Annotated in this window: 22 protein-coding genes; 11 read left to right on the forward strand and 11 right to left on the reverse strand. The window is 71.1% G+C overall.

From position 1 onward, the window contains the following. Positions 1 to 162: 162 nt before the first annotated feature. Positions 163 to 1,179, reverse strand: coding sequence for an MBL fold metallo-hydrolase (locus QFW96_RS11125; protein ID WP_281455498.1), 1,017 nt, complete (start codon positions 1,177 to 1,179; stop codon positions 163 to 165). Positions 1,180 to 1,327: 148 nt separating this feature from the next. On the opposite strand from QFW96_RS11125, the gene QFW96_RS11130 reads away from it, so the two are divergent. The 5 genes from QFW96_RS11130 (at position 1,328) to QFW96_RS11150 (ending at position 7,360) form a co-directional block, all read left to right on the forward strand. Further along, positions 1,328 to 1,993, forward strand: coding sequence for a FadR/GntR family transcriptional regulator (locus QFW96_RS11130; protein ID WP_281455499.1), 666 nt, complete (start codon positions 1,328 to 1,330; stop codon positions 1,991 to 1,993). Between the two features lie 63 nt (positions 1,994 to 2,056). Next, the gene (locus tag QFW96_RS11135) at positions 2,057 to 3,910 is read left to right on the forward strand and encodes a CocE/NonD family hydrolase (RefSeq protein WP_281455500.1); all 1,854 of its coding nucleotides are present in this window, start codon (positions 2,057 to 2,059) and stop codon (positions 3,908 to 3,910) included. After that, complete coding sequence (locus tag QFW96_RS11140; RefSeq protein WP_281455501.1) at positions 3,907 to 4,752, forward strand: HalD/BesD family halogenase; 846 nt, start codon at positions 3,907 to 3,909, stop codon at positions 4,750 to 4,752. The genes QFW96_RS11135 and QFW96_RS11140 overlap by 4 nt, the downstream gene beginning before the upstream one ends. A gap of 17 nt (positions 4,753 to 4,769) precedes the next feature. After that, entirely contained in the window at positions 4,770 to 6,524 is a 1,755-nt protein-coding gene (locus QFW96_RS11145; RefSeq protein ID WP_281455502.1) for a choline/carnitine O-acyltransferase, read from the forward strand. Then, a complete protein-coding gene (locus tag QFW96_RS11150) occupies positions 6,521 to 7,360 on the forward strand; it encodes a class I SAM-dependent methyltransferase (protein ID WP_281455503.1) in 840 nt (279 codons plus the stop codon). Before QFW96_RS11145 ends, QFW96_RS11150 begins: the two co-directional genes overlap by 4 nt. Before the next feature lie 57 nt (positions 7,361 to 7,417). Here QFW96_RS11150 and QFW96_RS11155 read toward each other — a convergent pair whose 3' ends face one another. The 4 genes from QFW96_RS11155 to QFW96_RS11170 all read right to left on the reverse strand — a co-directional run bounded on the left by QFW96_RS11155 (position 7,418) and on the right by QFW96_RS11170 (position 12,598). Then, positions 7,418 to 9,181, reverse strand: coding sequence for an acetyl/propionyl/methylcrotonyl-CoA carboxylase subunit alpha (locus tag QFW96_RS11155; protein WP_281455746.1), 1,764 nt, complete (start codon positions 9,179 to 9,181; stop codon positions 7,418 to 7,420). A gap of 70 nt (positions 9,182 to 9,251) precedes the next feature. Next, entirely contained in the window at positions 9,252 to 9,491 is a 240-nt protein-coding gene (locus QFW96_RS11160; protein ID WP_281455504.1) for an acyl-CoA carboxylase subunit epsilon, read from the reverse strand. 65 nt (positions 9,492 to 9,556) lie between these two features. Then, the gene (locus tag QFW96_RS11165; protein ID WP_281455505.1) at positions 9,557 to 11,197 is read right to left on the reverse strand and encodes an acyl-CoA carboxylase subunit beta; all 1,641 of its coding nucleotides are present in this window, start codon (positions 11,195 to 11,197) and stop codon (positions 9,557 to 9,559) included. Between the two features lie 201 nt (positions 11,198 to 11,398). Then, on the reverse strand, positions 11,399 to 12,598 hold the full coding sequence (locus tag QFW96_RS11170) for a TetR/AcrR family transcriptional regulator (RefSeq protein WP_281455506.1): 1,200 nt from the start codon (positions 12,596 to 12,598) through the stop codon (positions 11,399 to 11,401). Positions 12,599 to 12,900: 302 nt separating this feature from the next. On the opposite strand from QFW96_RS11170, the gene QFW96_RS11175 reads away from it, so the two are divergent. Next, a complete protein-coding gene (locus tag QFW96_RS11175) occupies positions 12,901 to 14,247 on the forward strand; it encodes a DUF2252 domain-containing protein (protein ID WP_281455507.1) in 1,347 nt (448 codons plus the stop codon). Between the two features lie 37 nt (positions 14,248 to 14,284). On the opposite strand, the gene QFW96_RS11180 is transcribed toward QFW96_RS11175, so the two are convergent. The 4 genes from QFW96_RS11180 to QFW96_RS11195 all read right to left on the reverse strand — a co-directional run bounded on the left by QFW96_RS11180 (position 14,285) and on the right by QFW96_RS11195 (position 18,215). Next, positions 14,285 to 14,962 carry a GNAT family N-acetyltransferase gene (locus QFW96_RS11180; RefSeq protein ID WP_281455508.1) on the reverse strand — a complete coding sequence of 226 codons (678 nt, stop codon included), beginning with the start codon at positions 14,960 to 14,962 and terminating at the stop codon, positions 14,285 to 14,287. A 65-nt stretch (positions 14,963 to 15,027) separates the two neighbouring features. Beyond that, a complete protein-coding gene (locus QFW96_RS11185) occupies positions 15,028 to 16,407 on the reverse strand; it encodes a type I glutamate--ammonia ligase (protein ID WP_281455509.1) in 1,380 nt (459 codons plus the stop codon). A 102-nt stretch (positions 16,408 to 16,509) separates the two neighbouring features. Beyond that, a complete protein-coding gene (locus QFW96_RS11190) occupies positions 16,510 to 17,112 on the reverse strand; it encodes an FMN reductase (RefSeq protein WP_281455510.1) in 603 nt (200 codons plus the stop codon). Further along, positions 17,109 to 18,215, reverse strand: coding sequence for an LLM class flavin-dependent oxidoreductase (locus QFW96_RS11195; protein ID WP_281455511.1), 1,107 nt, complete (start codon positions 18,213 to 18,215; stop codon positions 17,109 to 17,111). Before QFW96_RS11195 ends, QFW96_RS11190 begins: the two co-directional genes overlap by 4 nt. 208 nt (positions 18,216 to 18,423) lie before the next feature. Here QFW96_RS11195 and recQ point away from each other — a divergent pair, with 208 nt between their 5' ends. Both recQ and QFW96_RS11205 read left to right on the forward strand, forming a co-directional pair. Continuing rightward, positions 18,424 to 20,286, forward strand: coding sequence for a DNA helicase RecQ (gene recQ / locus QFW96_RS11200; protein ID WP_281455512.1), 1,863 nt, complete (start codon positions 18,424 to 18,426; stop codon positions 20,284 to 20,286). A gap of 74 nt (positions 20,287 to 20,360) precedes the next feature. Continuing rightward, the gene (locus tag QFW96_RS11205; protein WP_281455513.1) at positions 20,361 to 21,158 is read left to right on the forward strand and encodes an SAM-dependent methyltransferase; all 798 of its coding nucleotides are present in this window, start codon (positions 20,361 to 20,363) and stop codon (positions 21,156 to 21,158) included. 20 nt (positions 21,159 to 21,178) lie between these two features. On the opposite strand, the gene QFW96_RS11210 is transcribed toward QFW96_RS11205, so the two are convergent. Continuing rightward, on the reverse strand, positions 21,179 to 22,174 hold the full coding sequence (locus QFW96_RS11210; RefSeq protein ID WP_281455514.1) for an aldo/keto reductase: 996 nt from the start codon (positions 22,172 to 22,174) through the stop codon (positions 21,179 to 21,181). 102 nt (positions 22,175 to 22,276) lie between these two features. On the opposite strand from QFW96_RS11210, the gene QFW96_RS11215 reads away from it, so the two are divergent. Together QFW96_RS11215 and QFW96_RS11220 are read left to right on the forward strand one after the other, a co-directional pair. Next, positions 22,277 to 23,122 carry a helix-turn-helix transcriptional regulator gene (locus QFW96_RS11215; RefSeq protein WP_281455515.1) on the forward strand — a complete coding sequence of 282 codons (846 nt, stop codon included), beginning with the start codon at positions 22,277 to 22,279 and terminating at the stop codon, positions 23,120 to 23,122. 380 nt (positions 23,123 to 23,502) lie between these two features. Beyond that, positions 23,503 to 23,712: a hypothetical protein gene (locus tag QFW96_RS11220; protein WP_281455516.1), complete on the forward strand. Its 210-nt coding sequence runs from the start codon at positions 23,503 to 23,505 to the stop codon at positions 23,710 to 23,712. A gap of 63 nt (positions 23,713 to 23,775) precedes the next feature. Here the strand turns inward: QFW96_RS11220 and QFW96_RS11225 are convergent, their stop codons facing one another. Then, positions 23,776 to 23,958: a DUF4236 domain-containing protein gene (locus tag QFW96_RS11225; RefSeq protein ID WP_281455517.1), complete on the reverse strand. Its 183-nt coding sequence runs from the start codon at positions 23,956 to 23,958 to the stop codon at positions 23,776 to 23,778. 105 nt (positions 23,959 to 24,063) lie between these two features. On the opposite strand from QFW96_RS11225, the gene QFW96_RS11230 reads away from it, so the two are divergent. Next, positions 24,064 to 24,240 (forward strand): hypothetical protein, encoded by a 177-nt coding sequence (locus QFW96_RS11230; protein ID WP_281455518.1) that lies wholly within the window; start codon positions 24,064 to 24,066, stop codon positions 24,238 to 24,240. The last annotated feature ends 269 nt before the right edge of the window (positions 24,241 to 24,509 follow it).

Below are 24,509 nucleotides of genomic sequence, written 5' to 3' on the forward strand. Positions count from 1 at the left end.
GCGCTCCCCGGCCGCGCACCGGCCTGAGAGCTCATTCAGGCTCGCACGTGATCACCGGTCGCCTCTGCGCTGCAGTCGGGTGATTTTCGGCCCGCAGGAGACCCTCCGTCCGGTTACGGACCGTTGCCGCCGCGGCCCAGCGCAGCGACCACGAACCGGCTCTCAGGAGTAGTGCACGACTCCTTCGACCCGCTGGGCCCCCAGCTCGTCCTGGAGCACGAGAACGTCCAGGTGGGCGGCGGTTTCGAGGACCGCCATCATCTGGTTGAACACGTCGAGGTCGTCGAAGGCGCGCTCGCGGCGGGTCCAGGTCAGCGCGCGGGCGGCCTCGTAGGCGGTGCTCGCCCCGGCCGCCACGACCGCGGCGGTGGCCGTCAGCCGGGCGTCGTGGTGGGCCAGCAGCTCGTCCACGCGGTCGTGGACGCTGTCGGTCACCGGGCCGTGCGCGGGCAGCAGCCGCATGTCCGGCAGGCCGCGGACCAGCCGCAGCGACGCCAGGTAGTCGCGCAGCGGGCTCGCGGTCGGGGCCTGCTCGAAACCGATGGACGGGGTGATGTGCGGCAGCACGTGGTCACCGGCGAACATCAGCCCGGCCTGCTCCTCCAGGAACACCAGGTGACCGCGGGTGTGGCCGGGGGTGGGCAGCGCGCGCAGCGACCGGTCGGTGAGCCCGAGGTCGCTGGCGGCGTTGATCCACGCGTCGGGCTTCTCCCAGATGTGGTTGCGCGGCCCGTCCTCGCGCAGGCTCAGCAGCGTGTCGCGGACGGGTTTGGCGCCGTGCTCGGCCAGCAGCTCCAGCTGGCTGTCCATCGAGCGGTGCTCGGGCGACATCAGCCGGTCGAGGGTGTGCCGCTCCTCCTCGCCGAGCAGCACCTCGGAGCCGTACTCGCGTCGCAGGGCCAGCGCTTGCGTGTAGTGGTCGCGGTGAGCGTGGGTGACCAGGAAGCGGGTGATGTCGCCCGGTCCGGCGCCGATCTGGGCGAGCGCGGCGACCAGCTGCTCCCGGGATTCCTCCAGCGCCCAGCCTCCGTCGACCAGGGTCAGCGAGTCGCCGTCGGCGATGGCGTAGACGTTGACCGCGCGGAGCCCGTCGTTGGGCAGGGGCAGCGGGATGCGGTGCACGCCCGGCGCCACCTCGAACGCGCCCGGTTCCATCCACTCGTACCGCGAATCACCCATGGTCAGACCTCCAGACACCCGATCCATCAGCTCTACCACACATACCAACCGGTTGGTGTGTGTCCGCGCTCACTCATGCAGTAGACTCGTCCGATCCGGATCTTTGGAGTCCATTGTGGACGCCAATTCCCCCGGTTGCCGAGTCGTCGTGGGATCGAGAACGGGCGGGGTCCGCGTGTCGTTGCCGGAAGAGCTCGCCGAGCAGCTCCTGGGGTCGATCATCGACGGGACCTACCCGCCCGGCGGCGCGCTGCCGTCGGAACCCGAACTCGCCGAGCTGTTCTCGATGAGCAGGCTGACCGTGCGCGAGGCCGTCAAGGCACTGCGGGTGCAGAACGTCGTCCGCGTCGAGCGTGGTCGCGGCACCTACGTCAATCCACCGGCGGAGTGGACCTCGTTGCACCCGATGATCCGCGCCGCCACCTCCCCCGGCGCCGATCCCGACGTCGTCGGCGGCGTCCACGAGGCCCGGCGGATGCTGGAGGCCGGGATCGCCGAGCTCGCCGCGCTCAACCGCACCGAGTCCGACCTGCGGGAGCTGCGCGAGCAGGTGCGCGCGATGCGCGCGAGCGACGACGCCGGCTCGCGCGGCGCCGCCCACCTCGCGTTCCACCAGACGATCGTTCGCGCGACCGGCAACGCGTTCGTGCCGCTGCTGTTCGAGCCGTTCACCCGCGTGCTGTCCGGCCTTCCGGTGGAGACCGACCGCGAGGCGATCACCCGTCACGAGCGACTGCTGGCGGCCATCGAGGCCCGCGACCCGGTCGCCGCACGCCGATTCATGGCCGCACACCTGCACTTCCACGCGTCCTAGGTGCGGTCCCGTAACCTCTGAGAGCGGTCGTCGTTGATCTCCCGGACATCCTGGGAGGTCTGAATGCGCCGCTCCTTACCGGCCTTGCTGCTCGCGTTGCTGACCGCTCTCGCCGGCCTGACCGCCGCCGACGCCACCCCCGCCTCCGGATGGAGCGCCCGGGACGCGGACTACCCCGGTTCGGTCGTCGAGACCGACGTGCCGGTGCCGATGTCCGACGGCACGGTGCTGCGCGGCGACGTCCGGCGCCCCGCCGACGCCGAGGGCAGGCCGGTCGAGGGCCGGTTCCCGGTGCTGCTGACGATCATCGCCTACAACAAGAACATCATCAGCGGTCCCGCCGCCGGTGCGGTCGGCGGCGATCCCGACTACTTCGTCCAGCGCGGCTACGTGCACGTCTCGGTCGACGCGCGCGGCACCGGCTCCTCCGGCGGCGACTGGCAGGCGTTCAGCGCGCGGGAGAACACCGACTCGGGCGAGATCGTGAACTGGGCCTCCTCACCCGAACGTCCCTGGAGCAACGGCGCCGTCGGCATGCACGGCGCCTCCTACATGGGCATCAACCAGCTCTTCGCCGCGGGCAACCGGCCACCGGGTCTCAAGGCGATCTTCCCGCAGGTTCCCGCGATGGACACCTACCGCGACGTGGTCGCCTCCGGCGGCGCGCTCGACGTCGGGTTCATCCCGCTGTGGATGGGGCTGGTGACCGGAACCGGGCTGATCCCACCGGCTTACGGTCCCGCCGAGCCCGACAACGCGCTGCAGATGTACCTCGACCGCGTCCAGGGGGCGACGAGCTTCACCGCGCCGACGCTGCTGGAGGCCACCCTCGGGCTCAACGCCGCCTTCGACGGCCCGTTCTACGCCGAGCGCTCCCCCGCGAGCGTCGTGGACCGCATCGACGTGCCGACCTTCCTCATCGGCGGCGAGTACGACCTGTTCCAGCGCGGCACGCCGATGGTCTTCGACGCGCTGCGGCAGCGCGGCGTCCCGGTGAAGATGATCTTCGGCCCGTGGGACCACCTCCAGGGTTCCGGCGACGAGGTCCCCGCCGCCGGGTACGGCACGCTGCAGGAGCTGCAGCTGCGCTGGTTCGACCACTACGTGCGCGGCCAGGCCGACCCGGCGCTGGACACCGACATCCCGCCGCTGACCTACCACGAGATCGGCTCCGGGCAGTGGTACCGGGCCGACCGGTGGATCGGCGAGCAGCGCGCCCGCAGCTTCGAGCTCTCCGGCACCTCGCTGCCCGGTGCCCCAGGCGGTCTCGTCGACGCCGACCCGGAGCCGGGGCGGACCACGATCGCTCCGCTGCCGGTGTCGGGCCTGTGCACCCGCTCGACCAACCAGTGGACCGCCGGGCTGCCCAACGCCGTCGGGATCTCCCGCCTCTGCGAGGACAACCGCTGGAACGACCTGTCCGGCGCGGTGTTCGAGACCGAACCGATGACCGAGGCGATGCGGATGCGCGGGCCGATCAACGCCCACCTGCAGACCTCCACGCCGACCGGAAACGGGATGCTGTCGGTGTCGGTGTCCTCGGTGGCGCCCGACGGCAGCGTCGAACGGCTCACCGGCGGCTGGCAGGTGCTCTCGCACCGCGCCCTCGACCCGGAGCGCTCCCGCTACCTCGACGGCGAGCTGATCCAGCCGTTCCACCCGTTCACCGAGGACGCGCAGAGCACCATGCGGCCCGGCGAGGTCGAACCGGTCGACGTCGAGGTCTTCCCGACCGGCGCGGTCATCCCGCCCGGCCACAAGCTCCGCATCTCGGTGCAGGCATTCGACGTGCCGCACCTGCTGCCCACCGTGCGCGACCTGCCCGCGGCGCTGTCGCCCGTTGCCATCCACACGTCCGCGGAGCATCCTTCGAAGATCACGTTGCCCGTCGTCCCGGCCTCGGAGGGAACCCGATGACCGCTGCGGTGACCGACATCGTCGACACCGACCGCTACCCGCTCACCGACCCCGGCGGCCCCGGCTGGGTCGCCGCCGTCGAGTCGGTGCGCGCCGAACTGGCCGTCGACGGGTGCAGCGTGCTGCGCGACTTCGTCGCGGCCGAGCACCGGGAGGCGCTGCGCACCGAGTGCGCGGGCCTGGCCGACCGCGCCTACTACGAGGAGCAGACGGTCAACGTCTACAACACCGCGCCCGACGCCGACCTGCCCGACTGGCACCCGGGCAGGCGGACGACGGTGCGCGGCAACGCCTTCGTCGCCCGCGAGGACATCCCCGCCGAGCACCTGATCCACCGGCTCTACACCGACGAGCTGTTCCAGCGGTTCCTGGCCGAATGCCTGGGCCTGGAGCGGATCCACCCGCTGGAGGATCCGCTGGCCGGGCTGGTGGTCAACATCGTCAACCCGGGCAAAGAGCACCCGTGGCACTTCGACACCAACGAGTTCGCCGTCAGCATGCTCACCCAGCAGCCGCGGGGCGGCGGCGTGTTCGAGTACTGCCCGCACATCCGCTCGGCCGAGTCGGAGAACTTCGCCGACGTCGGCGCCGTGATCAGCGGCGACGGCGGCGACCGGGTGCGCGCGCTGCCGCTGCGGCCCGGCGACCTGCAGCTGTTCCACGGCCGCTACGCGCTGCACCGGGTCAGCGCCGTGGAGGGTGACGTGGCCCGGCACTCGGCGATCTTCGCCTACAGTGATCGCCCTGGGGTGGTGGGCACCGCGGAGCGCACCCGGCAGCTGTTCGGCCGGGTCACCGACGCGCACGGCACCACCGCCCGCACCGACGACCTGCTCGACTAGTGAACGACGAGGTTGCTTTGCGCACCAGCACTTTCGGCAACGAGGATTCCCTCCCCCGGATACCGCTGCCCACGCTCGCCGACAGCGGCGAGCGGTTCCTGCAGTGGTGCTCACCGCTGCTGACCGAGGAGGAGCTGGCCACCACCCGGCAGGCGGTGGCCGAGTTCCTCGCCTCCGACGAGGCCGCGGAGCTGCACGACTCGCTGACCGCCTACGCCGGTCAGGACGACGTGCACAGCTGGCTCGACGAGTTCTGGCGGGACCGCTACCTGGGCCGCCGGGACCGCATCGCCCTCAACGCGAACTTCTTCTTCCTGTTCAACGACACCGACGACGACCAGATCTCCCGCGCGGTGCGGCTGATCGCGGCGGCGGTGGACCACAAGCTGGCGTTGGACGCCGAGACGGTGCCGCCCACGACGCGGCGCGGTCAGCCGCTGTCGATGCAGCAGCACCGGTACCTCTTCTCCACCACCCGCATCCCGCGCCCGGAGCGGGACGGCGTGCGGGCGCCCAACACGCCCGAGCACCCCGGCCCGAGCCCGGCGCGGCACATCGTGGTGTTCTTCCGCGGCAACGCCTTCCGGCTCGACGTGATCGGCGCCGACGGCGCGCCGCACTCCCTCGACGAGCTCGCCGAGGCGCTGCGCCGGATCGCCGCCACCACCGACCGCGGCCCCGGCGTCGGGGCGCTGACCAGCCACGACCGAGTTCGCTGGGCGGCGAACCGGGAGGCGCTGCTGGTCGACAACACCGCGTCGGTGGACGTCATCGAGACGGCGCTGTTCTGCCTGGCCCTGGAGCACGAGCTGCCCGGTGACCTGGACGGCAAGTGCAAGCAGCTGCTGGCCGGGGACCCGACCGACCGCTGGTTCGACAAGGGCGTCACGCTCATCGTCTTCCCCGACGGCGCGGCCGGCATCAACGGCGAGCACTGCCTGCTCGACGGCACCACGATCGTCGAGTTCGTCGACTCGCTGATGTCCGGGACCGCCGAGTCGCACGCGCAGGCCGCCGGCGCCACCGCGCAGGGCGTGCCGGAGCCCCAGGCGCTGGAATTCCGCCTGTCGCCGGAGCTCTCGGGCGAGGTGGACGCCGCTGCGAAGGACTACGTGGCCTACGGCGAGGCCACCGCGACCCGCACGGTGCGCTTCGACGACTTCGGCTCGGAGCGCGCCAAGGCGCTCGGCATCTCACCGGACGCGTTCGTGCAGATGGCCTTCCAGCTCGCGCACCGGCGGTCCAAGGGCTTCACCGGCGCGACCTACGAGTCGATCGCCACCCGGCACTTCCACCACGGGCGCACCGAGGCGATGCGCGTGGTGACCCCGGAGGTGCTGGAGTTCGTGGCCGCGATGGAGGACGCCGAGTCCTCGCGGTCGGACCGCGCGGAGGCGTTCCGGCGGGCTGCCGACGCGCACGTCACCCGCGCCAAGGAGTGCCAGGCCGGGGACGCGCCCGAGCAGCACCTGTGGGAGCTGCAGCTCATCGCGGCCCGGCGCGGGCAGGAGTTCTCGCCCGCGCTGTACTCCTCGCCGGGCTGGCTGACGATGCGCGACGACTACCTGAGCACCAGCGCCGCGCCGTCGGTGAACATCCAGTACTTCGGGTTCGGCGCGACCAGCGAGCACTGCATCGGGGTGGCCTACGTGCTGCTGCCGCAGAGCTTCAACGTGCACCTGAGCACGCCGCGCACGGTCGGCGAGCAGATGACGGGCTTCGCCGAGCAGCTGGGCCGAGCCATCGACGAGCTCTCCGACCTGGTGTCATGAGCCGACCCGGAGAACACGGTCGGTCTGGAGAGCCCGGTCGTCCTGGTGACCACGGTCGTCCTGGTGAGCACAAGGCCGACTTCAGCGACATCTACGCCCAGCCGGATCCCCGGGCGTACGTCTCGACGCTGAAGCGGTTCGAGTACCAGATCCCGCAGCGCGCCACCCCGATCTTCCGCGAGGTGATCGGGGCGGCGCGCCCCGCGCGCGTCCTGGACGTGTGCTGCTCCTACGGCATCAACTCGGCCCTGCTGAAGTCCTCCGGCGATCCGCGCGAGGTCCTCGACCGCTACACCGGTCCGTCGGCCGAGCGGTCGTCGACCGCGGAACTGGCGGCGGCGGACCGGCACGACTTCGCCGACGACCTCGACATCGTCGGCCTGGACGTCTCCGAACCCGCGATCGCCTACGGCCGCCGCGCCGGGCTGCTCACCGACGGCTGGGCCGAGAACCTCGAAACCACCGATCCCTCACCGGAACTCGCCAAGGGCATCGCCGACACGGGCTTGATCATCTCCACCGGCGGGGTCGGCTACGTCGGCCTGCCGACCTTCGAGCGCCTCCTCGCGGCGATCAACCGTCCCGACGAGCTCTGGCTCGCGATCTTCGTGCTCCGCGTCTTCGACTACTCCGCCATCACCGAACTCCTCGCGGACCACGGCCTGACCACCGAGCGATTACCCGGCACCTACCCGCAGCGCCGCTTCGCCGACGACACCGAGCAGCAGGCCGCGATCCACGACGTCCAGCGCCGAGGACTCGACCCCGAGGGCCTGGAAGCCGACGGCTGGTACCACGCCCACTGCTACCTCACCCGCCCCCGGAACGCGGGCTGACGCAGCTGGAGGGGTGGAGGTTCCGCCGGAAACCTCCACCCCTCCACCAGGTTCGGGCTACTTGATCTCGCAGATGGTGGTGCCCTGGGTGACGGAGTCGCCGGGCTTGGCGGTGAGGCCGGTGACCGTGCCCGCCTTGTGGGCGTTGACCGGGTTCTCCATCTTCATGGCCTCCAGGACCGCGATCTGGTCGCCCTCGGCGACCTCCTGACCGTCCTCGACCGCGACCTTGACGATGGTGCCCTGCATCGGTGCGGCCACCGCGTCGCCGGAGGCCGCGGCACCGGCCTTGCCGCCGCTGCGCTTGCGCGGCTTGGCCTTGGCTGCCGGGGCGGCCGAGGTCGCCGCGAACGCGGCGGGCAGCGAGACCTCCAGGCGACGGCCGCCGACCTCGACCAGGATCGTCTGCCGCTCCTCGGCCTCCTCGGCGGGCTCGGCGCCACCGGTGTGGGGCTCGATGGTGTTGTCGAACTCGGTCTCGATCCAGCGGGTGTGCACGGTGAACCCGTCGGTTCCGACGAACGCCGGGTCGCGCACGATCGCGCGGTGGAACGGCAGGACCGTGGCCATGCCCTCCACCTGCATCTCGTCGAGGACGCGGCGGGCGCGCTGCAGCGCCTGCTGCCGGTCGGCACCGGTGACGATGACCTTGGCCAGCAGCGAGTCGAACTGCCCGCCGATCACGCTGCCGCTCTCCACGCCCGCGTCCACGCGCACGCCCGGCCCCTGCGGGGCGACGAACTTGGTGACCGTGCCCGGTGCCGGCAGGAAGTTGCGGCCGGCGTCCTCACCGTTGATGCGGAACTCGATGGCGTGCCCGCGCGGCTCCGGGTCGGCGCCCAGGTGCAGCTTCTCCCCCGCCGCGATGCGGAACTGCTCGCGGACCAGGTCGATGCCGGTGGTCTCCTCCGAGACCGGGTGCTCGACCTGCAACCGGGTGTTGACCTCCAGGAACGAGATGGTGCCGTCCTGACCGACCAGGAACTCCACGGTGCCCGCGCCGTAGTAACCGGCCTCGGCGCAGATCGACCGGGCGGCCTCGTGGATCCGGCTGTGCTGCTCGGCGCTGAGGAACGGCGCCGGGGCCTCCTCGACGAGCTTCTGGTGGCGGCGCTGCAGCGAGCAGTCGCGGGTGCCCACGACGACGACGTTGCCGTGCTTGTCGGCCAGCACCTGCGCCTCGACGTGCCGCGGGCGGTCGAGGTAGCGCTCCACGAAGCACTCGCCGCGGCCGAACGCGGTCTCGGCCTCGCGGACCGCGGAGGCGAACAGCTCCGGGATCTCCTCGATGCTGCGCGCGACCTTCAGACCGCGGCCGCCACCGCCGAAGGCGGCCTTGATGGCCACCGGCAGCCCGTGCTCCTGGGCGAAGGCGACGACCTCGTCGGCGCCCGGGACCGGGTCCTTGGTGCCGGGGACCAGCGGCGCACCGGCGCGGGTGGCGATGTGCCGCGCGGTGACCTTGTCACCGAGGTCGCGGATGGCCTGCGGCGACGGGCCGATCCAGATCAGGTCCGCGTCGAGCACGGCCTGGGCGAACTCGGCGTTCTCCGACAGGAACCCGTAGCCGGGGTGCACCGCGTCGGCGCCGGAGCGCTTCGCGACGTCGACGATCTTCTCGATGTTCAGGTAGGACTCGCCGGGCGTGGAACCGCCCAGCGCGAAGGCCTCGTCGGCCAGCCGCACGTGCTGCGCGTCGGCGTCCGGCTCGGCGTAGACCGCGACGGAGGCGATGCCCTCGTCCTGGCAGGCGCGGATGACCCGCACCGCGATCTCACCGCGGTTGGCGATCAGGACCTTGCTGATCGGCGTCACGTCCACAGTGGTCAACTCCTCATTTTCCCGGCGCGACGCCGGAGCAGGCGGAAAAGTTCAAGACTGGCAAGGGCGTTCAGCCCGGCAGACCGGACGCGCGCCACGCGTGCGGGCCCGGCCGCAGCGGGCGGCGGCCCGCCGGGTGGCGCAGCCCCGAGGCCGGATCGGCCCACAGCGACATCGGCTCCTGCCCCTCGTCGGGCACTTGGGCGGCGGCCGCACCGGCCAGCGCCGCGGTCAGCGCGGCGACCTCGACGTCGTCGGGATCGCCGCGCACGATGCGCAGCACCGGCCGCTGCGGCGTCTGCTCGCTCATCGATCGCTCCTTCACCTCGACGCTCTCCGACCGGTCACGGGTGTACCCGGTCACGGGCGATCCGGTCACAGGGGGATGTTGCCGTGCTTCTTGGCGGGCAGGTTGGCCCGCTTGTCCCGCAGCATCCGCAGCGAGCGGGCGACGTAGCCGCGGGTGAACGACGGCGGGATGACCGAGTCCACGTACCCGCGCTCGGCGGCGGTGTAGGGGTTGCAGAGGGTGTCCTCGTACTCCTGCTGCAGGTCCGCGCGCAGCGCCTCGACGTCCTCGCCGTTGGCGGCGGCGTCGGCCAGCTGGCGCCGGTAGAGGATGTTGGCCGCGCCCTGAGCGCCCATCACCGCGATCTGAGCGGTCGGCCAGGCCAGGTTGATGTCGGCGCCGAGGTGCTTGGAGCCCATCACGTCGTAGGCGCCGCCGTAGGCCTTGCGGGTGATCACGGTGATCAGCGGGACGGTGGCCTCGGCGTAGGCGTAGAGCAGCTTCGCGCCGCGCCGGATGATGCCGTTCCACTCCTGGTCGGTTCCCGGCAGGAAACCGGGCACGTCGACGAAGGTCAGCACCGGGATGTTGAAGGCGTCGCAGGTCCGCACGAACCGGGCGGCCTTCTCGCTGGCGCCGATGTCGAGCGTGCCGGCGAACTGGGACGGCTGGTTGGCCACGATGCCGACCGGCTGGCCCTCGACGCGCCCGTAGCCGGTGACGATGTTCGGCGCGAACAGCGAGGAGACCTCCAGGAACTCCTCGTCGTCGACCACGGTCTGGATGACCTTGTGCATGTCGTAGGGCTGGTTCGGCGAGTCCGGGATCAGCGTGTCCAGCTCGCGGTCGGCGTCGGTGATCGCGTCGGCGATCGCCCCGGCGCCGGTGTCGGCGCCCTCGAAGACCGGCGCCTCGGAGAGGTTGTTGCTCGGCAGGAACGACAGCAGTTCCTTGACGTAGCCGATCGCGTCGTCCTCGTCGGAGGCGAGGTAGTGCGCGTTGCCCGAACGCGAGTTGTGGGTGTGCGCGCCGCCGAGCTCCTCGAAGGTGACGTCCTCGCCGGTGACGGTCTTGATGACGTCGGGGCCGGTGATGAACATGTGCGAGGTCTTGTCGACCATCACCGTGAAGTCGGTGATCGCCGGCGAGTAGACCGCGCCGCCCGCGCACGGGCCCATGATCAGCGAGATCTGCGGGATGACGCCGGAGGCGTGGGTGTTGCGCTTGAAGATCTCGGCGTAGAGGCCCAGCGCGGCCACGCCCTCCTGGATGCGGGCGCCGCCGGAGTCGTTGATGCCGATCAGCGGGCAGCCGGTCTTGAGCGCCAGGTCCATGACCTTGACGATCTTCTCGCCGAAGACCTCGCCCAGCGAGCCGCCGAAGACCGTGAAGTCCTGGGAGAACACGCACACCTTGCGGCCGTCGACGGTGCCGTAGCCGGTCACCACGCCGTCGCCGTACGGGCGGTTCTCGTCCATGCCGAAGTTGGTGGAGCGGTGCCGCGCGTGCTCGTCGAGCTCGACGAACGAGCCCTCGTCCAGCAGCATGTCGATCCGCTCGCGGGCGGTCTTCTTGCCCTTCTCGTGCTGCTTGGCCACCGCGCGCGCCGAGCCGGCGTGCACCGCCTCGTCGTTCCGCCGGTACAGATCCGCGAGCTTGCCCGCGGTCGTGTGGATGTCCGGCACGTCAACCGGCGGCTGACCGACCGGCTCCGTCGCGCTGCTCATGCAACCAACCTGTCCTCGTGGCACGTGTTCGGGACTACCTGCGCGGGTCCGCGTCCGCGCGGATCTGCTCTCGCCGGAGATTAATTCGCCGATGATGATCGAGTCAACCGACAAGTGAGCCGCCATTAGGCAGATCGACGTCCTGCGAGCTGGTTCTCCTGCCCTTTCCCTCGCTAAGTGAACGGCCGGTAGCGCGCCGGCTCAGCCGTCGACCGGGGTGTCGAGCATCAGCGCGGTCCCCAGCCGCAGCACCGCCCTGGCGTCCCGGATCGGGCCGGTGCGCGCCATGTCGTTGGCGGCGGTCAGCGCCGCCTGCACCAGGATCCTGGACCGGACCGGATCCAGCTCGGGACGCGCCTCGCAGAGCAGCCCGACCCACTCGGCGACGTAGGAGTGCTGGGTCTGGCGCGCCCGGTGCCGCTCCTCGGCGGGCAGGTGCCCGACCTCGCTGACCAGGATGTCGATGAAGCCGCCGTGGTCGAAGGCGAAGCGGATGTAGGAGCGCAGCAGCGCGCGCAGCGCCTCGGCCGGGTCGGACTTGGTGGCCAGGGTGCGCTCCAGGTCCACCTCCAGCCAGGCGTTGCCGCGGGTGATCACGGCGCTGAGCAGCTCCTGCTTGCTGGCGAAGTAGTTGTAGAGGCTGGGACCGGCGATCCCGGCGGCCGCGCCGACGTCCTCGGTGGTGACCTTGCCGTAGCCGGCTTCGGCGAACAGCCGACTGGCCGCGACCAGCAGCAACCGGCGCCGGGACGCCCGCCCGGCGAAGCGCTCCACCTGCTCGGGCTGGGCGTCGGGCCGGGCCGCGAGCTCCTGCGGCGGGCGGTTGCCGATGATCATCACCATCGCGCGCAGCAGCTGTTCGAAGTCCCGCCGCGAGAGCTGCACCTGGTGGTAGGACGGGCTGGTCAGGACGCTGAACATGCACCAGGCGCGGAACCGCGCGTCGGCGTCGGTCAGCTCGGGCCGGAAGGCCCGGGCCAGCCGGGTGAGCCCGCGTGCGACCTCGCGCAGCTCGCCGCGCAGCACGTCGCGGCGCTCCTCGGGCAGCCGCCGGGACTCCCGCTGCCAGAGCACGCCGAGCTGGCGGTGGTCGAGCGCGGTCGCCGCCAGCTTCCCGACGACCTCGTCGACGTCACCCGCCTCGGCGGTGATCTCGACGAACGGGCGCAGCTCGTCGAGCACGACGTGGGTCAGCAGCTGCTGCTTGCCCGCGAAGTGCCGGTACAGCGCGGAGGACCCGACGCCCACGGCCTCGGCGATGTCGCTCATCCCGACCTGGTCGAAACCGTCGCGGAAGAACAGCTCCGCCGCTGCGGCGGTGATCATCGCCCGCCGGTTCCGGGGCCGCGTGTTGCGCGCAGGAGGACTCCCCACCTCGGCCATCACCACCTCCGCTCGCACCGTGCCACCACCGGCCAGAGGCTATTTCCCCACCCCAACCGGAACAACCTCACCTCACCTCGCGTCAAGAGCCCCGGTTCTCGCGGCGACGAGTGCCGCGGTTCTCGGCGCCAGGCGGAGACGCGTCTCGTTGCGGGGGTGGGACCGCGGGCGGATACTCGTCGGGGCGCGCGGGTCTCCCGGTATCGCACCGGGAGTCCATTTTGTTCTATGTGGACGACTTGGCGCCTTCGAAAGGCGTGTGATTCTCCGATAAACTGCGTCCACCTCGTTGTCACTACTGTTCACAGTGGACGGAAATCATGTCCGAGCTCGCTCGAAGCCTCGACGTCACCGACACCGACGCCCGCCGCGGGGAGATCGCCGACATCCTCGTCGACGCGTTCTCCGAACTCATGGAGCGCAACCCGGCGGCGTTCCGCACCAAGTTCCGCAAGATGGCCGCCGACCCGTTCGCCTTCTACCGGGGCAGCGCGTGCCTGTTCTACGCCGACGTCAACCGGCTGACCGACCCGTGGGCCGACGAGCGCACCAGCCGGGTGTGGATCCAGGGCGACCTGCACGCGCAGAACTTCGGCACCTACATGAACGCCTCGGGCGTGCTGGTCTTCGACGTCAACGACTTCGACGAGGCCTACCTCGGGCACTTCACCTGGGACCTGCAGCGCTTCGCCGCGAGCCTGGCGCTGCTGGCCTGGAGCAAGGCGCTGCCGGACGGCGACATCGTCGCGTTCGTGCGCCACGCGGCCACGTCCTACCTGGACCAGGTGCGCACCTTCGCCTCCAGCGACCGCGACTCCGAGTACTCGCTGCGGCTGTCGACCACCGACGGCACCGTGCACGAGCTGCTGCAGCAGACCCGGCTGCGCAGCCGCACCGAGCTGCTCCACCGGCTCACCGAGGCCGAGGGCTACGACCGGCGGATGCGGCGCGGGCCGAACATCCGCCGGCTCGACGACGCCGAGCGCGGCCGGGTCGAGGAGGCGTTCGGGCGCTACCTGGAGTCCATCCCGCAGGAGAACCGGATGCGGGACGTGGCCTACACGATCAAGGACGTCGTCGGGTCCAGCGGTTTCGGCATCGGCAGCGCGGGCCTCCCGGCCTACAACATCCTCATCGAGGGCGCGACCGAGGCCCTGGAGAACGACATCGTGCTGTCGATGAAGCAGGGCAACGTGGCGGCTCCGTCGCGGGTGGTCACCGACGAGCGCATCCGCGCCCACTTCAAGCACCACGGCCACCGGACGGCGCTGTCGCAGCGGGCGCTGCAGGCCCACGCGGACCCGATGCTGGGCCACACCGAGATCGGCGGGGTCGGCTACCTGGTCGACGAGCTCTCGCCGTACGAGTCGGACCTGGAGTGGGACGACCTGACCGAGCCGAGCGACATCGTGCCGGTGCTGGACTACCTGGGCAGGGCGATCGCGAAGATCCACTGCGTGTCCGACGCGCAGTCGGACACCCAGCTGGTCGACTTCCAGGTGGAGGAGGCGATCCTCGGCGTGGTCGGCGACCGGGAGAAGGAGTTCGTCGACTGGCTCGTCGAATTCGCCCTCGGCTACGCCGAAGTCGTCCGCGACGACCACCGGTTGTTCGTCGACGCGTTCCGCAACGGCGAGATCGGCGGGGTCGCCGCCACTGCGAGCTGAGCACGATGGTGGCCCCGGTTCAGCCCGGGGCCACCGCTCAGGCGGGTGCGCGCACCGCCTGGAACACCGGGCGGCGGTGGATCCGGAAGCCCATCCGCCCGTAGAGCGCGATGGCGCCGGTGTTGGTGTCCACGGCGTGCAGGAACGGCCGCTCACCGCGCGCCCGGATGTCGACGACCAGCGTCCTGATCAGCCGGGACGCCAGCCCCTGCCCCTGGAAGCCCGGGTCGGTGCACACGGCGCTGATCTCGGTCCAACCAGGCGGGTGCATCCGCTCCCCCGCCATCGCGATCAGCTTCCCGCCGCGACGAACCCCCAGGTAGGTGCCGAGTTCGATGGTGCGCTGCTCGAACGGTCCGGGCTTGGTGCGCGCGGCCAGCTCGCGCATCTCCGGCACGTCGGCAGCGGTGAGCCGGACGGCTTCCGGGTCGGTTTCACCGGCCACGCCGTCGTCGATCATCTGGACGCCGGGCGCGACCTCGAAGCGCTCCCAGTCCGGGGGCGCGGTGCGCGGCGGCCCGGTGACGAGCACGATCCCGCCGGGCCCGACGAGCTTGGCCGCGTCCGCCCAGGCCGCCTCGTCGGGTTCGAGCGGCAGCGCCGCGAAGGGCGACACCTCGGACGGGTAGCGCACCGCCTCGCCGACGCGTTCGGCGAACCGGGCGTGAGCACCGTTGAGCGAGTGCCACACCGGGTTGCGCAGTTCTTCGAACACGGTTCTCCCCCGGGACGATCTGTCGTTCCGCTGAGCACCAACCGCTCGGGCGCCCGGGTTGTTCCCTACCAGGTCCAGCGGGTGGCGGCGGCGATCTCGTCGGGGGTGGCCTCGGCGAAGCGCTCGGCCTCTCCCCTGCGCACGGTGAGCAGGGCGTCGTGCAGCTCGGGATCCAGCGCTTCGGCGAGCACCTCCGAGGAGGCCAGCGCGTCGGCGGCTTCGGCGGGACCGGCGGGCAGGCGTTCGATCCCGGCCTCGGTGCGGGCGTCCTCGCCGAGCAGCGCGGGATCGCCGGTGATCTCGTCCGGCAGGCTCAGCTCCTCGCGCACCCCGGCGAGCCCGGCGGCGATCACCGCGCCCACCACCAGGTACGGGTTGGCGGTGGCGTCGAAGCACTTGATCTCGGCGTTGGCGGCCCAGGAGCGCGTGCCCTCGGTCCCGGTGATCAGCCGCAGCGCGGCCTCGCGCGTCTCGTGGCCCCACGCGTGCCAGATGCCGGCCCAGCGGGACGGCCCCAGCCGCAGGAAGCTCGCGGGGTTGCCCGCCCCGACGGCCACCAGCGCGGGCAGTTCGCGCAGCACCCCGGCGAGGAACGCCTCGCCGGCCGGTTGCAGGCCGTGGCGCCCGGCCCCGCTCGCGAACAGGTTCCCGCGGCTGTCGTGCACCGACAGGTGCAGGTGGGCACCGGACCCAGCGCCGTCCGGGACAAGGCAGGGGGCGAAGCTGGCCCGCCAGCCGTGGCGGCGGGTGACCGCGCGGACGGTGTGCCGGGTGAGCACGGCGTCGTCGGCCGCGCCGACGGGGTCCTTGGCGGCCACCGACAGCTCGGCCTGCCCCAGCGCGTACTCGGGGTGGAACTGCAGCACGTCCAGGCCCTGCTCGCGCATCGTGCGCACCAGCGTCAGGCCGTAGTCGGCCAGCGCCTCCAACCGGACCTGGCCATAACCGGACCCGCTGATCGCGGGCACGAACTCGTCGAGCCCGGGTTCGGCCAGGACCCACTCGTGCTCGAAGGCCGCGGAGATCGTCAGTCCCGCCGCGGCCGCCGCGGCGACCTGCCGCGCGGCGAAGGCGCGCTGGCAGGCGACGAAGCGCGGCCCGTCCTGGGTGAACTTGTCGGCGGGCGCCCACGCCCAGCCGGGCATGGCCACCAGCCGGGTCAGCCGCGCGATGTCGGGGACCAGCCGCAGGTCGCCGTCGGGGCCGCCGAGGTGGGTGCCGCGCAACATCACGTCGTCGAAGGTGAAGGTCTCGAAGCACGGCGAGGCGCCGAGCCCGTAGCGGGCGAGTTCGGGCAGCCGGTCCAGCGGGGCGGTCTTGACCCGCACGATGCCCGCGTTGTCCACGAAGGACAGTTCAACCAGTTCCACGCCCTCGGCCCGCAGTCGCGCCGAGGCGGGCACCAGCTCGGCAGGCTCCGCCGCCGGGATCCGATCGCCGCTCATCCACCCACGGTAGTCGGGCGGCCACCCCTCGCGCAGCGAATCGGAGGCGCGGGAAGCCCGGAACTCCCGCCGCGGATCGCGACGGGAGTTCCGGGGTCCTCGTCAGTTGCTCTGCTGGGCCAGCAGCTGTTCGAACGGGACCGGCTCCTCGAACGGGTCCGGTGCCCGCACCGCCGGGCGCTGGTCGATGAGCGCGGCCAGCTCGCCCGCCGCGCGCTCGACGCGGTCGGCCAGCGTGCTGTCGCCCCCGGTCGCCCAGTCCTCCGAGGCCGCGTAGACGGAGGTCGGAGCGACCACGGCGTGGAGGTAGGCGAACATCGGTCGCATCGCGTGCTCCAGCGCCAGCGAGTGCCGGGCCGAGCCGCCGGTGGCGCCGATGACCACCGGCTTGCCCGCCAGCGCGTCCTTGTCGAGCACGTCGAAGAACGACTTGAACAGCCCGCTGTAGGACGCCTGGAAGATCGGGGTGATGGCGATCAGCCCGTCGGCCTCGCGCACCGCCTCCAGCACCTCCTCCAGCTCCGGGCTGGGGAAGCCGGTGACGAAGTTGTTGGCGATGTCCTTGGCGTGATCCCGCAGCTCCACGACCCGGACGTCGACCGGGCTCAGCCGCGCGGTGGCCGCGGCCAGGCGGTCGGCCAGCATCCGCGTCGAGGACGGGTTGCTCAGCCCGGCCGAGATCACGACGATCTCGCGCTCGCTCATCGTGCGACCTCCTGCTTCTGCTCTTCCTGCTGCTGTTGGGCGGCGAGCAGGGACTGGTGGGTGGGGGCGTCCGGGACGTGCGCCGGCTTGAGCTTGGCGAACTCCTCGCGCAGCACCGGCACGACCTCCTCGCCGAGGATGTCGAGCTGCTCCAGGACCGTCTTGAGCGGCAGGCCGGCGTGGTCCATCAGGAACAGCTGGCGCTGGTAGTCGCCGACGGTCTCGCGGAAGCCCAGCGTGCGGTCGATGACCTGCTGCGGGCTGCCGACGGTCAGCGGGGTGGCGGTGCTGAAGTCCTCCAGCGACGGTCCGCCGCCGTAGACCGGGGCGTTGTCGAAGTAGGGCCGGAACTCGCGGACGGCGTCCTGGGAGTTCTTGCGCATGAACACCTGGCCGCCGAGGCCGACGATGGCCTGATCGGCCTTGCCGTGGCCGTAGTGCTCGAAGCGCTGGCGGTACAGCCGCACCATGCGCGCGGTGTGCTCGGCGGGCCAGAAGATGTTGTTGTGGAAGAACCCGTCGCCGTAGTAGGCGGCCTGCTCGGCGATCTCGGGCGAGCGGATCGAGCCGTGCCAGACGAACGGCGCGACGCCGTCGAGCGGGCGCGGGGTCGCGGTGAACGACTGCAGCGGAGTGCGGAACTTGCCCTCCCAGTCGACCACGTCCTCACGCCACAACCGGCGCAGCAGCGCGTAGTTCTCGATCGCCAGCGGGATGCCCTGGCGGATGTCCTGACCGAACCACGGGTAGACCGGGCCGGTGTTGCCGCGGCCCATCATCACGTCGACGCGACCACCCGCCAGGTGCTGCAGCATCGCGAAGTCCTCGGCGATCTTCACCGGGTCGTTCGTGGTGATCAGCGTGGTGGAGGTGGACAGGATGAGGTCCTCGGTCTGCGCCGCGATGTAGCCGAGCATCGTCGTGGGCGAGGAGGCCACGAACGGCGGGTTGTGGTGCTCGCCGGTGGCGAAGACGTCGAGTCCGACCTCTTCGGCCTTGAGCGCGATCCGGACCATCGCCTGAATGCGCTCGGCCTCGGTCGGGGTCCGGCCGTTGGTCGGGTCAGTCGTCACGTCACTGACCGAGAAGATCCCGAACTGCATGTGAACTCCCTAACTGAGCCCGAGCCCGCAGTCATTTTGTACGAGCTTCAACTACTTCCGGGAACGAGTCTTCCTTACGAAGTATTCCTGGGGAACCGCCGCACTCCCCGAAGGTGGCGCAGCTCACAGATCGGTCGCGTTCCGGCCCGACTCACCGGTGGCGTGTGGGCACCCGGGAACGTCCGGCGCCCCGCGTAAGATTCCCGCCGTGGCGTCTCCCGAAACCGCGACCGACCTGTCCACCGAACCCCTGAAGGTCCTGCAGCGGGTCTTCGGCTACGACTCCTTCCGGGGCACGCAGCAGGAGATCATCGACCACGTCGTCGGGGGTGGCGACGCGTTGGTGCTGATGCCCACCGGCGGCGGCAAGTCGCTGTGCTACCAGATCCCGGCGCTGGTCAGACCCGGTGTCGGCATCGTGGTCTCGCCGCTGATCGCCCTGATGCAGGACCAGGTCGACGCGCTCGGCGCGCTCGGCGTGCGCGCGGGATTCCTCAACTCCACGCAGAGCTACCAGCAGCGCCGCGAGACCGAGGACGCGTTCCTCTCCGGTGAGCTCGACCTGCTCTACCTCGCCCCCGAGCGGCTGCGGCTGGACTCCACGCTGGACCTGCTGGCGCGCGGCGAGGTCGGCGTCTTCGCCATCGACGAGGCCCACTGCGTCGCCCAGTGGGGCCACGACTTCCGGCCCGACTACCTCGCGCTGTCGGTGCTGCACGAGCGCTGGCCCGACGTGCCGCGCATCGCGCTGACCGCCACCGCCACCCCGGCCACCCGCGACGAGATCGCGAACCGGCTGCAGCTGACCGAGGCGCGGCACTTCGTCTCCGACTTCGACCGCCCCAACATCCAGTACCGGATCGCGCCCAAGACCGACGCGCGCAGGCAGCTGCTGCAGCTGCTGCAGACCGAGCACCTGGGCGAGTCCGGCATCGTCTACCGGCTCTCCCGCGCCGAGGTCGAGCGCACCGCCGAGTTCCTCACCGCCAACGGCGTCACCGCCCTGCCGTACCACGCCGGGCTGGACAAGGAGATCCGCGCCGCGCACCAGTCCCGGTTCCTGCGCGAGGACGGGCTGGTCATGGTCGCCACCATCGCCTTCGGCATGGGCATCGACAAGCCCGACGTGCGGTTCGTGGCGCACCTGGACCTGCCGAAGTCGATCGAGGGCTACTACCAGGAGACGGGCCGCGCGGGCCGCGACGGACTGCCCTCCACCGCGTGGATGGCCTACGGGCTCCAGGACGTGGTGCAGCAGCGCAAGCTCATCGACAACTCCGAGGGCGACGAGGCGCACCGCCGCACCCAGAGCAGGCACCTGGACTCGATGCTCGCGCTGTGCGAGACCGTGCAGTGCCGGCGCGCCCGGCTGCTCGACTACTTCGGCCAGCCCGACGCCGAGCCGTGCGGCAACTGCGACACGTGCCTGAGCCCGCCGGAGTCCTGGGACGGCACGGTCGCCGCGCAGAAGCTGCTGTCGACCGTGGTGCGCCTGCAGCGCGAGCGCAACCAGAAGTTCGGCGCCGGGCAGATCATCGACATCCTGCGCGGCAAGAAGACCCAGAAGGTCGAGCAGTTCCGGCACGACGAGCTCAGCGTGTTCGGCGTCGGCTCCGACCTCAGCGACAACGAGTGGCGCGGCGTGATCCGGCAGCTGCTGGCCCAGAGCCTGCTGGCGGTGGAGGGCGACTACGGCACGCTGGTGCTCACCGACACCAGCTCCGAGGTGCTGCGCCGGGAGGACCCGCGGCAGGTGTGGCTGCGCACCGAGCCGAAGAAGACCCCGGCCGCCAAGGCCAAGGCGCGCGATTCCAAGCGCGCCCCGGTGGACATGCCGCCCGAGGTCGAGCCGGTGTTCCAGAAGTTGCGGGCGTGGCGCATGGAGGTGGCCCGTGAGGAGGGCAAGGCGCCGTTCATCATCTTCCACGACTCGACGCTCAAGCAGATCGCCACCGTGCAACCGTCCACGTTGGACGATCTCGCGACGATCAGCGGCATCGGCGAGGGCAAGCTCAACCGCTACGGTCAGGGCGTGCTGGAGGCTCTCGCGGCGCCCGTTCCGGAGGAATGAGCCGGGGTGGCCGGGCGTTTACACTCCGCCGAGAGCGAGTGGGCCGGACAGGTGGCGTCGAGGAGAGCGAGTCGATGAGCGAATGGTCGACCCCGCTGCGGGGTGTGAACACCACGGTCGCGCACAACGCGCGGGTGTGGAACTACTGGCTGGGCGGCAAGGACCACTACGAGGTCGACCGCCAGGTCGGTGAGCACATCCACAGCATGTTCCCGCTGATCGCCGACGTCGCCCGCGCCGACCGGGGTTTCCTCAAGCGCGCGGTCGCGCACCTGGCGGGCGAGGTCGGCATCCGCCAGTACCTCGACATCGGCACCGGCCTGCCCAGCGCCGACAACACCCACCAGGTGGCGCAGCAGATCGCCCCGGAATCGCACGTGGTCTACGTCGACAACGACCCGCTGGTGCTCACCCACGCCCGCGCGCTGCTGACCAGCTCGGCGACCGGCCGCACCGACTACGTCGAAGCCGACGCGCGGCACACCGAGGAGATCCTGCAGGCGGCCTCGCGCACGCTGAACTTCCAGCAGCCGATGGCGGTGATGCTGCTCGGCATCCTCAACTTCATCCAGGACACCGGTCAGGCCCGCGACATCGTCCGCCGGTTGGTCGGGGCGATCCCCTCCGGCAGCTACGTGGTGATCAGCCACCCGACGACCGAGCTCGACGGGGAGGCCAACCGGGAGGCGATGGCGTTCTGGAACAAGAACGCCACTCCCCCGATCACCGCCCGCGGCCACGACGACATCGCCGGGTTCGTCGAGGGCCTGGAGCTCGTCGAGCCGGGCATCGTCTCCTGCGCCCGCTGGCACAACCCGGACCCGTCGGAGCCGAGCGTCCCGCAGTACGGGCTCATCGCCCGCAAGCCCTGATCGCCCGCGAGCCCTGACGGTCACCGCTCGCTGTCGAGCTCGGCCATGTGCGCGCTCGGGTAGCGGTCGCCGCGCACCGCGTCGCGCGGGATGAGCTCGCCGAGGCGGGCGAGGTCGTCGGCGTCGAGCCGCACGGCGTTGCTCGCGATCATCGAATCGATCTGGCCCGGGCGGCGCGCGCCGATGACGGGCAGCACGTCCTCGCCCTGCGCGGCGACCCAGGCGATGGCCAGCTGCGCGACGGTCGCGTCCTTCTCGGCCGCGATCTCGCGCACCCGCGCCACCAGCGCCTCGTTGTGCTCGCGGTTGCCGTCCTGGAAGCGCGGCATGGCGCGCAGTCCGCCGTCGACCGCGCCGCTGCCGCCGATGAGCCCGCGGGAGAGCACGCCGTAGGCGGTGATGCCGATGCCGAGCTCGCGGCAGGTCGGCAGGATCTCGTCCTCGATCCCGCGGGTCAGCAGCGAGTACTCGATCTGCAGATCGCTGATCGGGGCGACCGCTGCGGCGCGGCGGATGGTCTCGGCGCCGACCTCGCTGAGCCCGATGTGGCGGACGTGGCCCTTGTCGACCATCTCGGCGATCGCCCCGATGGTGTCCTCGATGGGCACGTCCGGGTCGAGCCTGGCCGGGCGGTAGACGTCGAGGTGGTCGACGCCGAGCCGGTTGAGCGAGTAGGTCAGGAAGTTCTGCACCGCCTCGGGCCGCGCGTCGTAGCCGACCGGGGTGCCGTCGGGTCCCCGCAGGGCGCCGAACTTCACCGAGAGCACGACCTCGTCGCGGTCGCGGTCGGCCAGTGCGCGGCCGATGAGCATCTCGTTGTGCCCGTGACCGTAGAAGTCGCCGGTGTCGAGCAGGGTGCCGCCCGCGTCGAGGTAGGAGTGGATGACCCGGACGCTCTCGGCGTCGTCGGTGCGCCCGTAGGCGCCGGACAGGCCCATGCAGCCGAGACCGGGCGAGGTGACGGTGGGGCCGGTGCTGCCGAGGCGGCGGGTGCGGAGCTGGGTTCGAGCTGTCATGCCACCACTGTCGTCCGGCTCCGGGGGCGCCGCCCAGGCCCGGTTCATCCGGGGACGGGCTCTCCCTGGCTGAAGGGCTCCGGCGGGTCGATGATGGGAGGCGTGATCGACCGACCGGGGCTCGCCGACTTCCTGCGCCGACGCCGCGCGCTGCTGCGCCCGGCCGACGTCGGCCTGCCCGAGGGCGTCCGCCGCCGCACACCGGGTCTGCGCCGCGACGAGGTCGCCCAGCTCGCCGGGATCTCCACCGACTACTACGCGCGACTGGAGCAGCAGCGCGGCTCGCACCCGTCCGAGCCCGTCGTGGCGGGGCTGGCCCGCGCGCTGCGCTCCACCCTCGACGAGCGGGACCACCTGTTCCACCTCGCCGGCCTCACCCCGCCGCCGCGCCGCGCGGGCGGGCACGTCCGGCCGGGCCTGATCAGCCTCGCCGACCGGCTCACCGACGTACCGGTCTGCCTCTGCACCGACGTCAACGAGATCGTCTGGCAGAACGCGCTGGCGGTGGCGCTCATGGGCGATCAGCGGCGGCCGGGCGAGAAGCACCGCAGCGTCGTCTGGCGCTGGTTCACCGATCCCGAGGTCCGACGCGGGATGCCCGAGGAGGACTGGGCGCACCACTCCGCGGCCCACGTCAGCGACCTGCGCGCCACCTACGCGCGCCGCGCGGGCGAACCCGACATCACCGGCCTGGTCGAGGACCTGCTGGCCCGCAGCGCCGAGTTCCGCGACCTCTGGGAGCGCCACGAGGTAGCCGTCCGCCACAAGGACCGCAAGCGCTTCCTGCACCCCGAGGTCGGCGAGGTCGACGTCAGCTGCGAAACCCTCCTCACCCCCGACGCCGACCTCAAGCTCCTCGCCTACTTCCCCACCGAGGGCACGGACGCCAAGGACAAGCTCGACCTCCTCCGGGTCATCGGCACCCAGGACCTCCACCCCAGCCCCTGACCCCGCGTCGAAAACCGCAACATCCGTCGCCGGGACGCGGTGCCGTCGAACACGGCATCGAGCGGAAATCGCGCTCTGACCTGGTGTTTTCGCAATCAGTGGCGGACGTCACGACAGGTCGCGGACCGGGACGTTTTCCCTGGTCGCACATGAACACCATCGGTCACCCTCCGCGACCGATCATGGTTATCAGCCCTGCGCATCCCCTGTTCGCGTGAACGGTCCTTGAAGGCACGACTACCCGTGGTTACCTTCAGTTAGGCGAGTTACGGAACGGTCACGGCAGCCAGTCGCCCCCGACGCAGTCGACACCCCCGGTCGGTTGCGACCGCTCCCGCACTCGCCCCTCCCGGTAGCCGTTGCAACCCCGAAAGGAAGCCGTGTTCCGCCAGCGTCTCCTGAAGCTGCTGCCGGAGTCCACCCGCGAGGACCCCAGCCGCCTGACCCACGGCCTGGCCGCGACCGCGGTCCTGGTCATGGCCGCGATAGCCCCGACCGCCCAGGCGCTCGCAGCCCCCAACCCCGAAGCACCGACGCCCGCCGTCGCCCCCGCGGCAGCGTCACCGCTCCTCCCGTCGGAGCAACCCTGAGCCGAGGTGGACCGGACTGTCCCCCGCCGTCCGGTCCACCTCTTTCCAACTCGGCTTTCCCATTCAGCGCCGCCGCTTGCCGCCGAAGGTGTAGTGCCCCGGCCCGGGCGTGTCGATCGTCGTCTTCCCGTGCGTCATGTTCCGGCTGAAGCGCCCCAGCTTGAACCCCCACGACGTGACGCGCGTGTTGTGGATGTTCAGGTAGATCGGGCCCAACCGAATCCGCCGGTGCAGGTGAAATCCCATATCTCGCCCCTCCGCAGAACGTCGCTTCAGCGCACCCGAGCCGAACCCGCGCCCGCCGGACACGAACCCCACGAAATCACACAACGGACACCCCGGGCCACCACGATGATCTTCATCTCCGGGCACCCCTCCAGCACCACGGTCTGCGACCGGGAAGTCGCGATGGCCAAGCCCTCGGAGATGGACCGGATCTGCCACCCCACCTGCCCCACCTGCCACGACTGCTACGACTGCTACGACTGCTACGACTGCTACGACACCCTCAAAGCCGAGCAGCTGTGAGCTTCGGGAGTCCGAGTGCGGTGGGGAGTTCCAGGGCAGGGGGCAGTTTTAGCCATAATTGTCCCGACATTTCGGACATTGATCATGGGTGATTATGGCTAAAACTGTCCCCTGCCCACCACCCTCGACCCGGTCACCGATCAACGCCGCGGGGAATCTCCCGTCGGGTTCGTTCAGGCCCCCGCAGGATCGAAGTGCGGAGGTGCGTCGGGTTACAGTACTTCTCCCTACTGATGGGTAGGCCGGTTCGTCCGGTTCAGGTGGGAGTT

The sequence above is a fragment of the Saccharopolyspora ipomoeae genome (genome assembly GCF_029952525.1).
In the GTDB taxonomy this organism is placed as follows: Bacteria; Actinomycetota; Actinomycetes; order Mycobacteriales; family Pseudonocardiaceae; genus Saccharopolyspora; species Saccharopolyspora ipomoeae.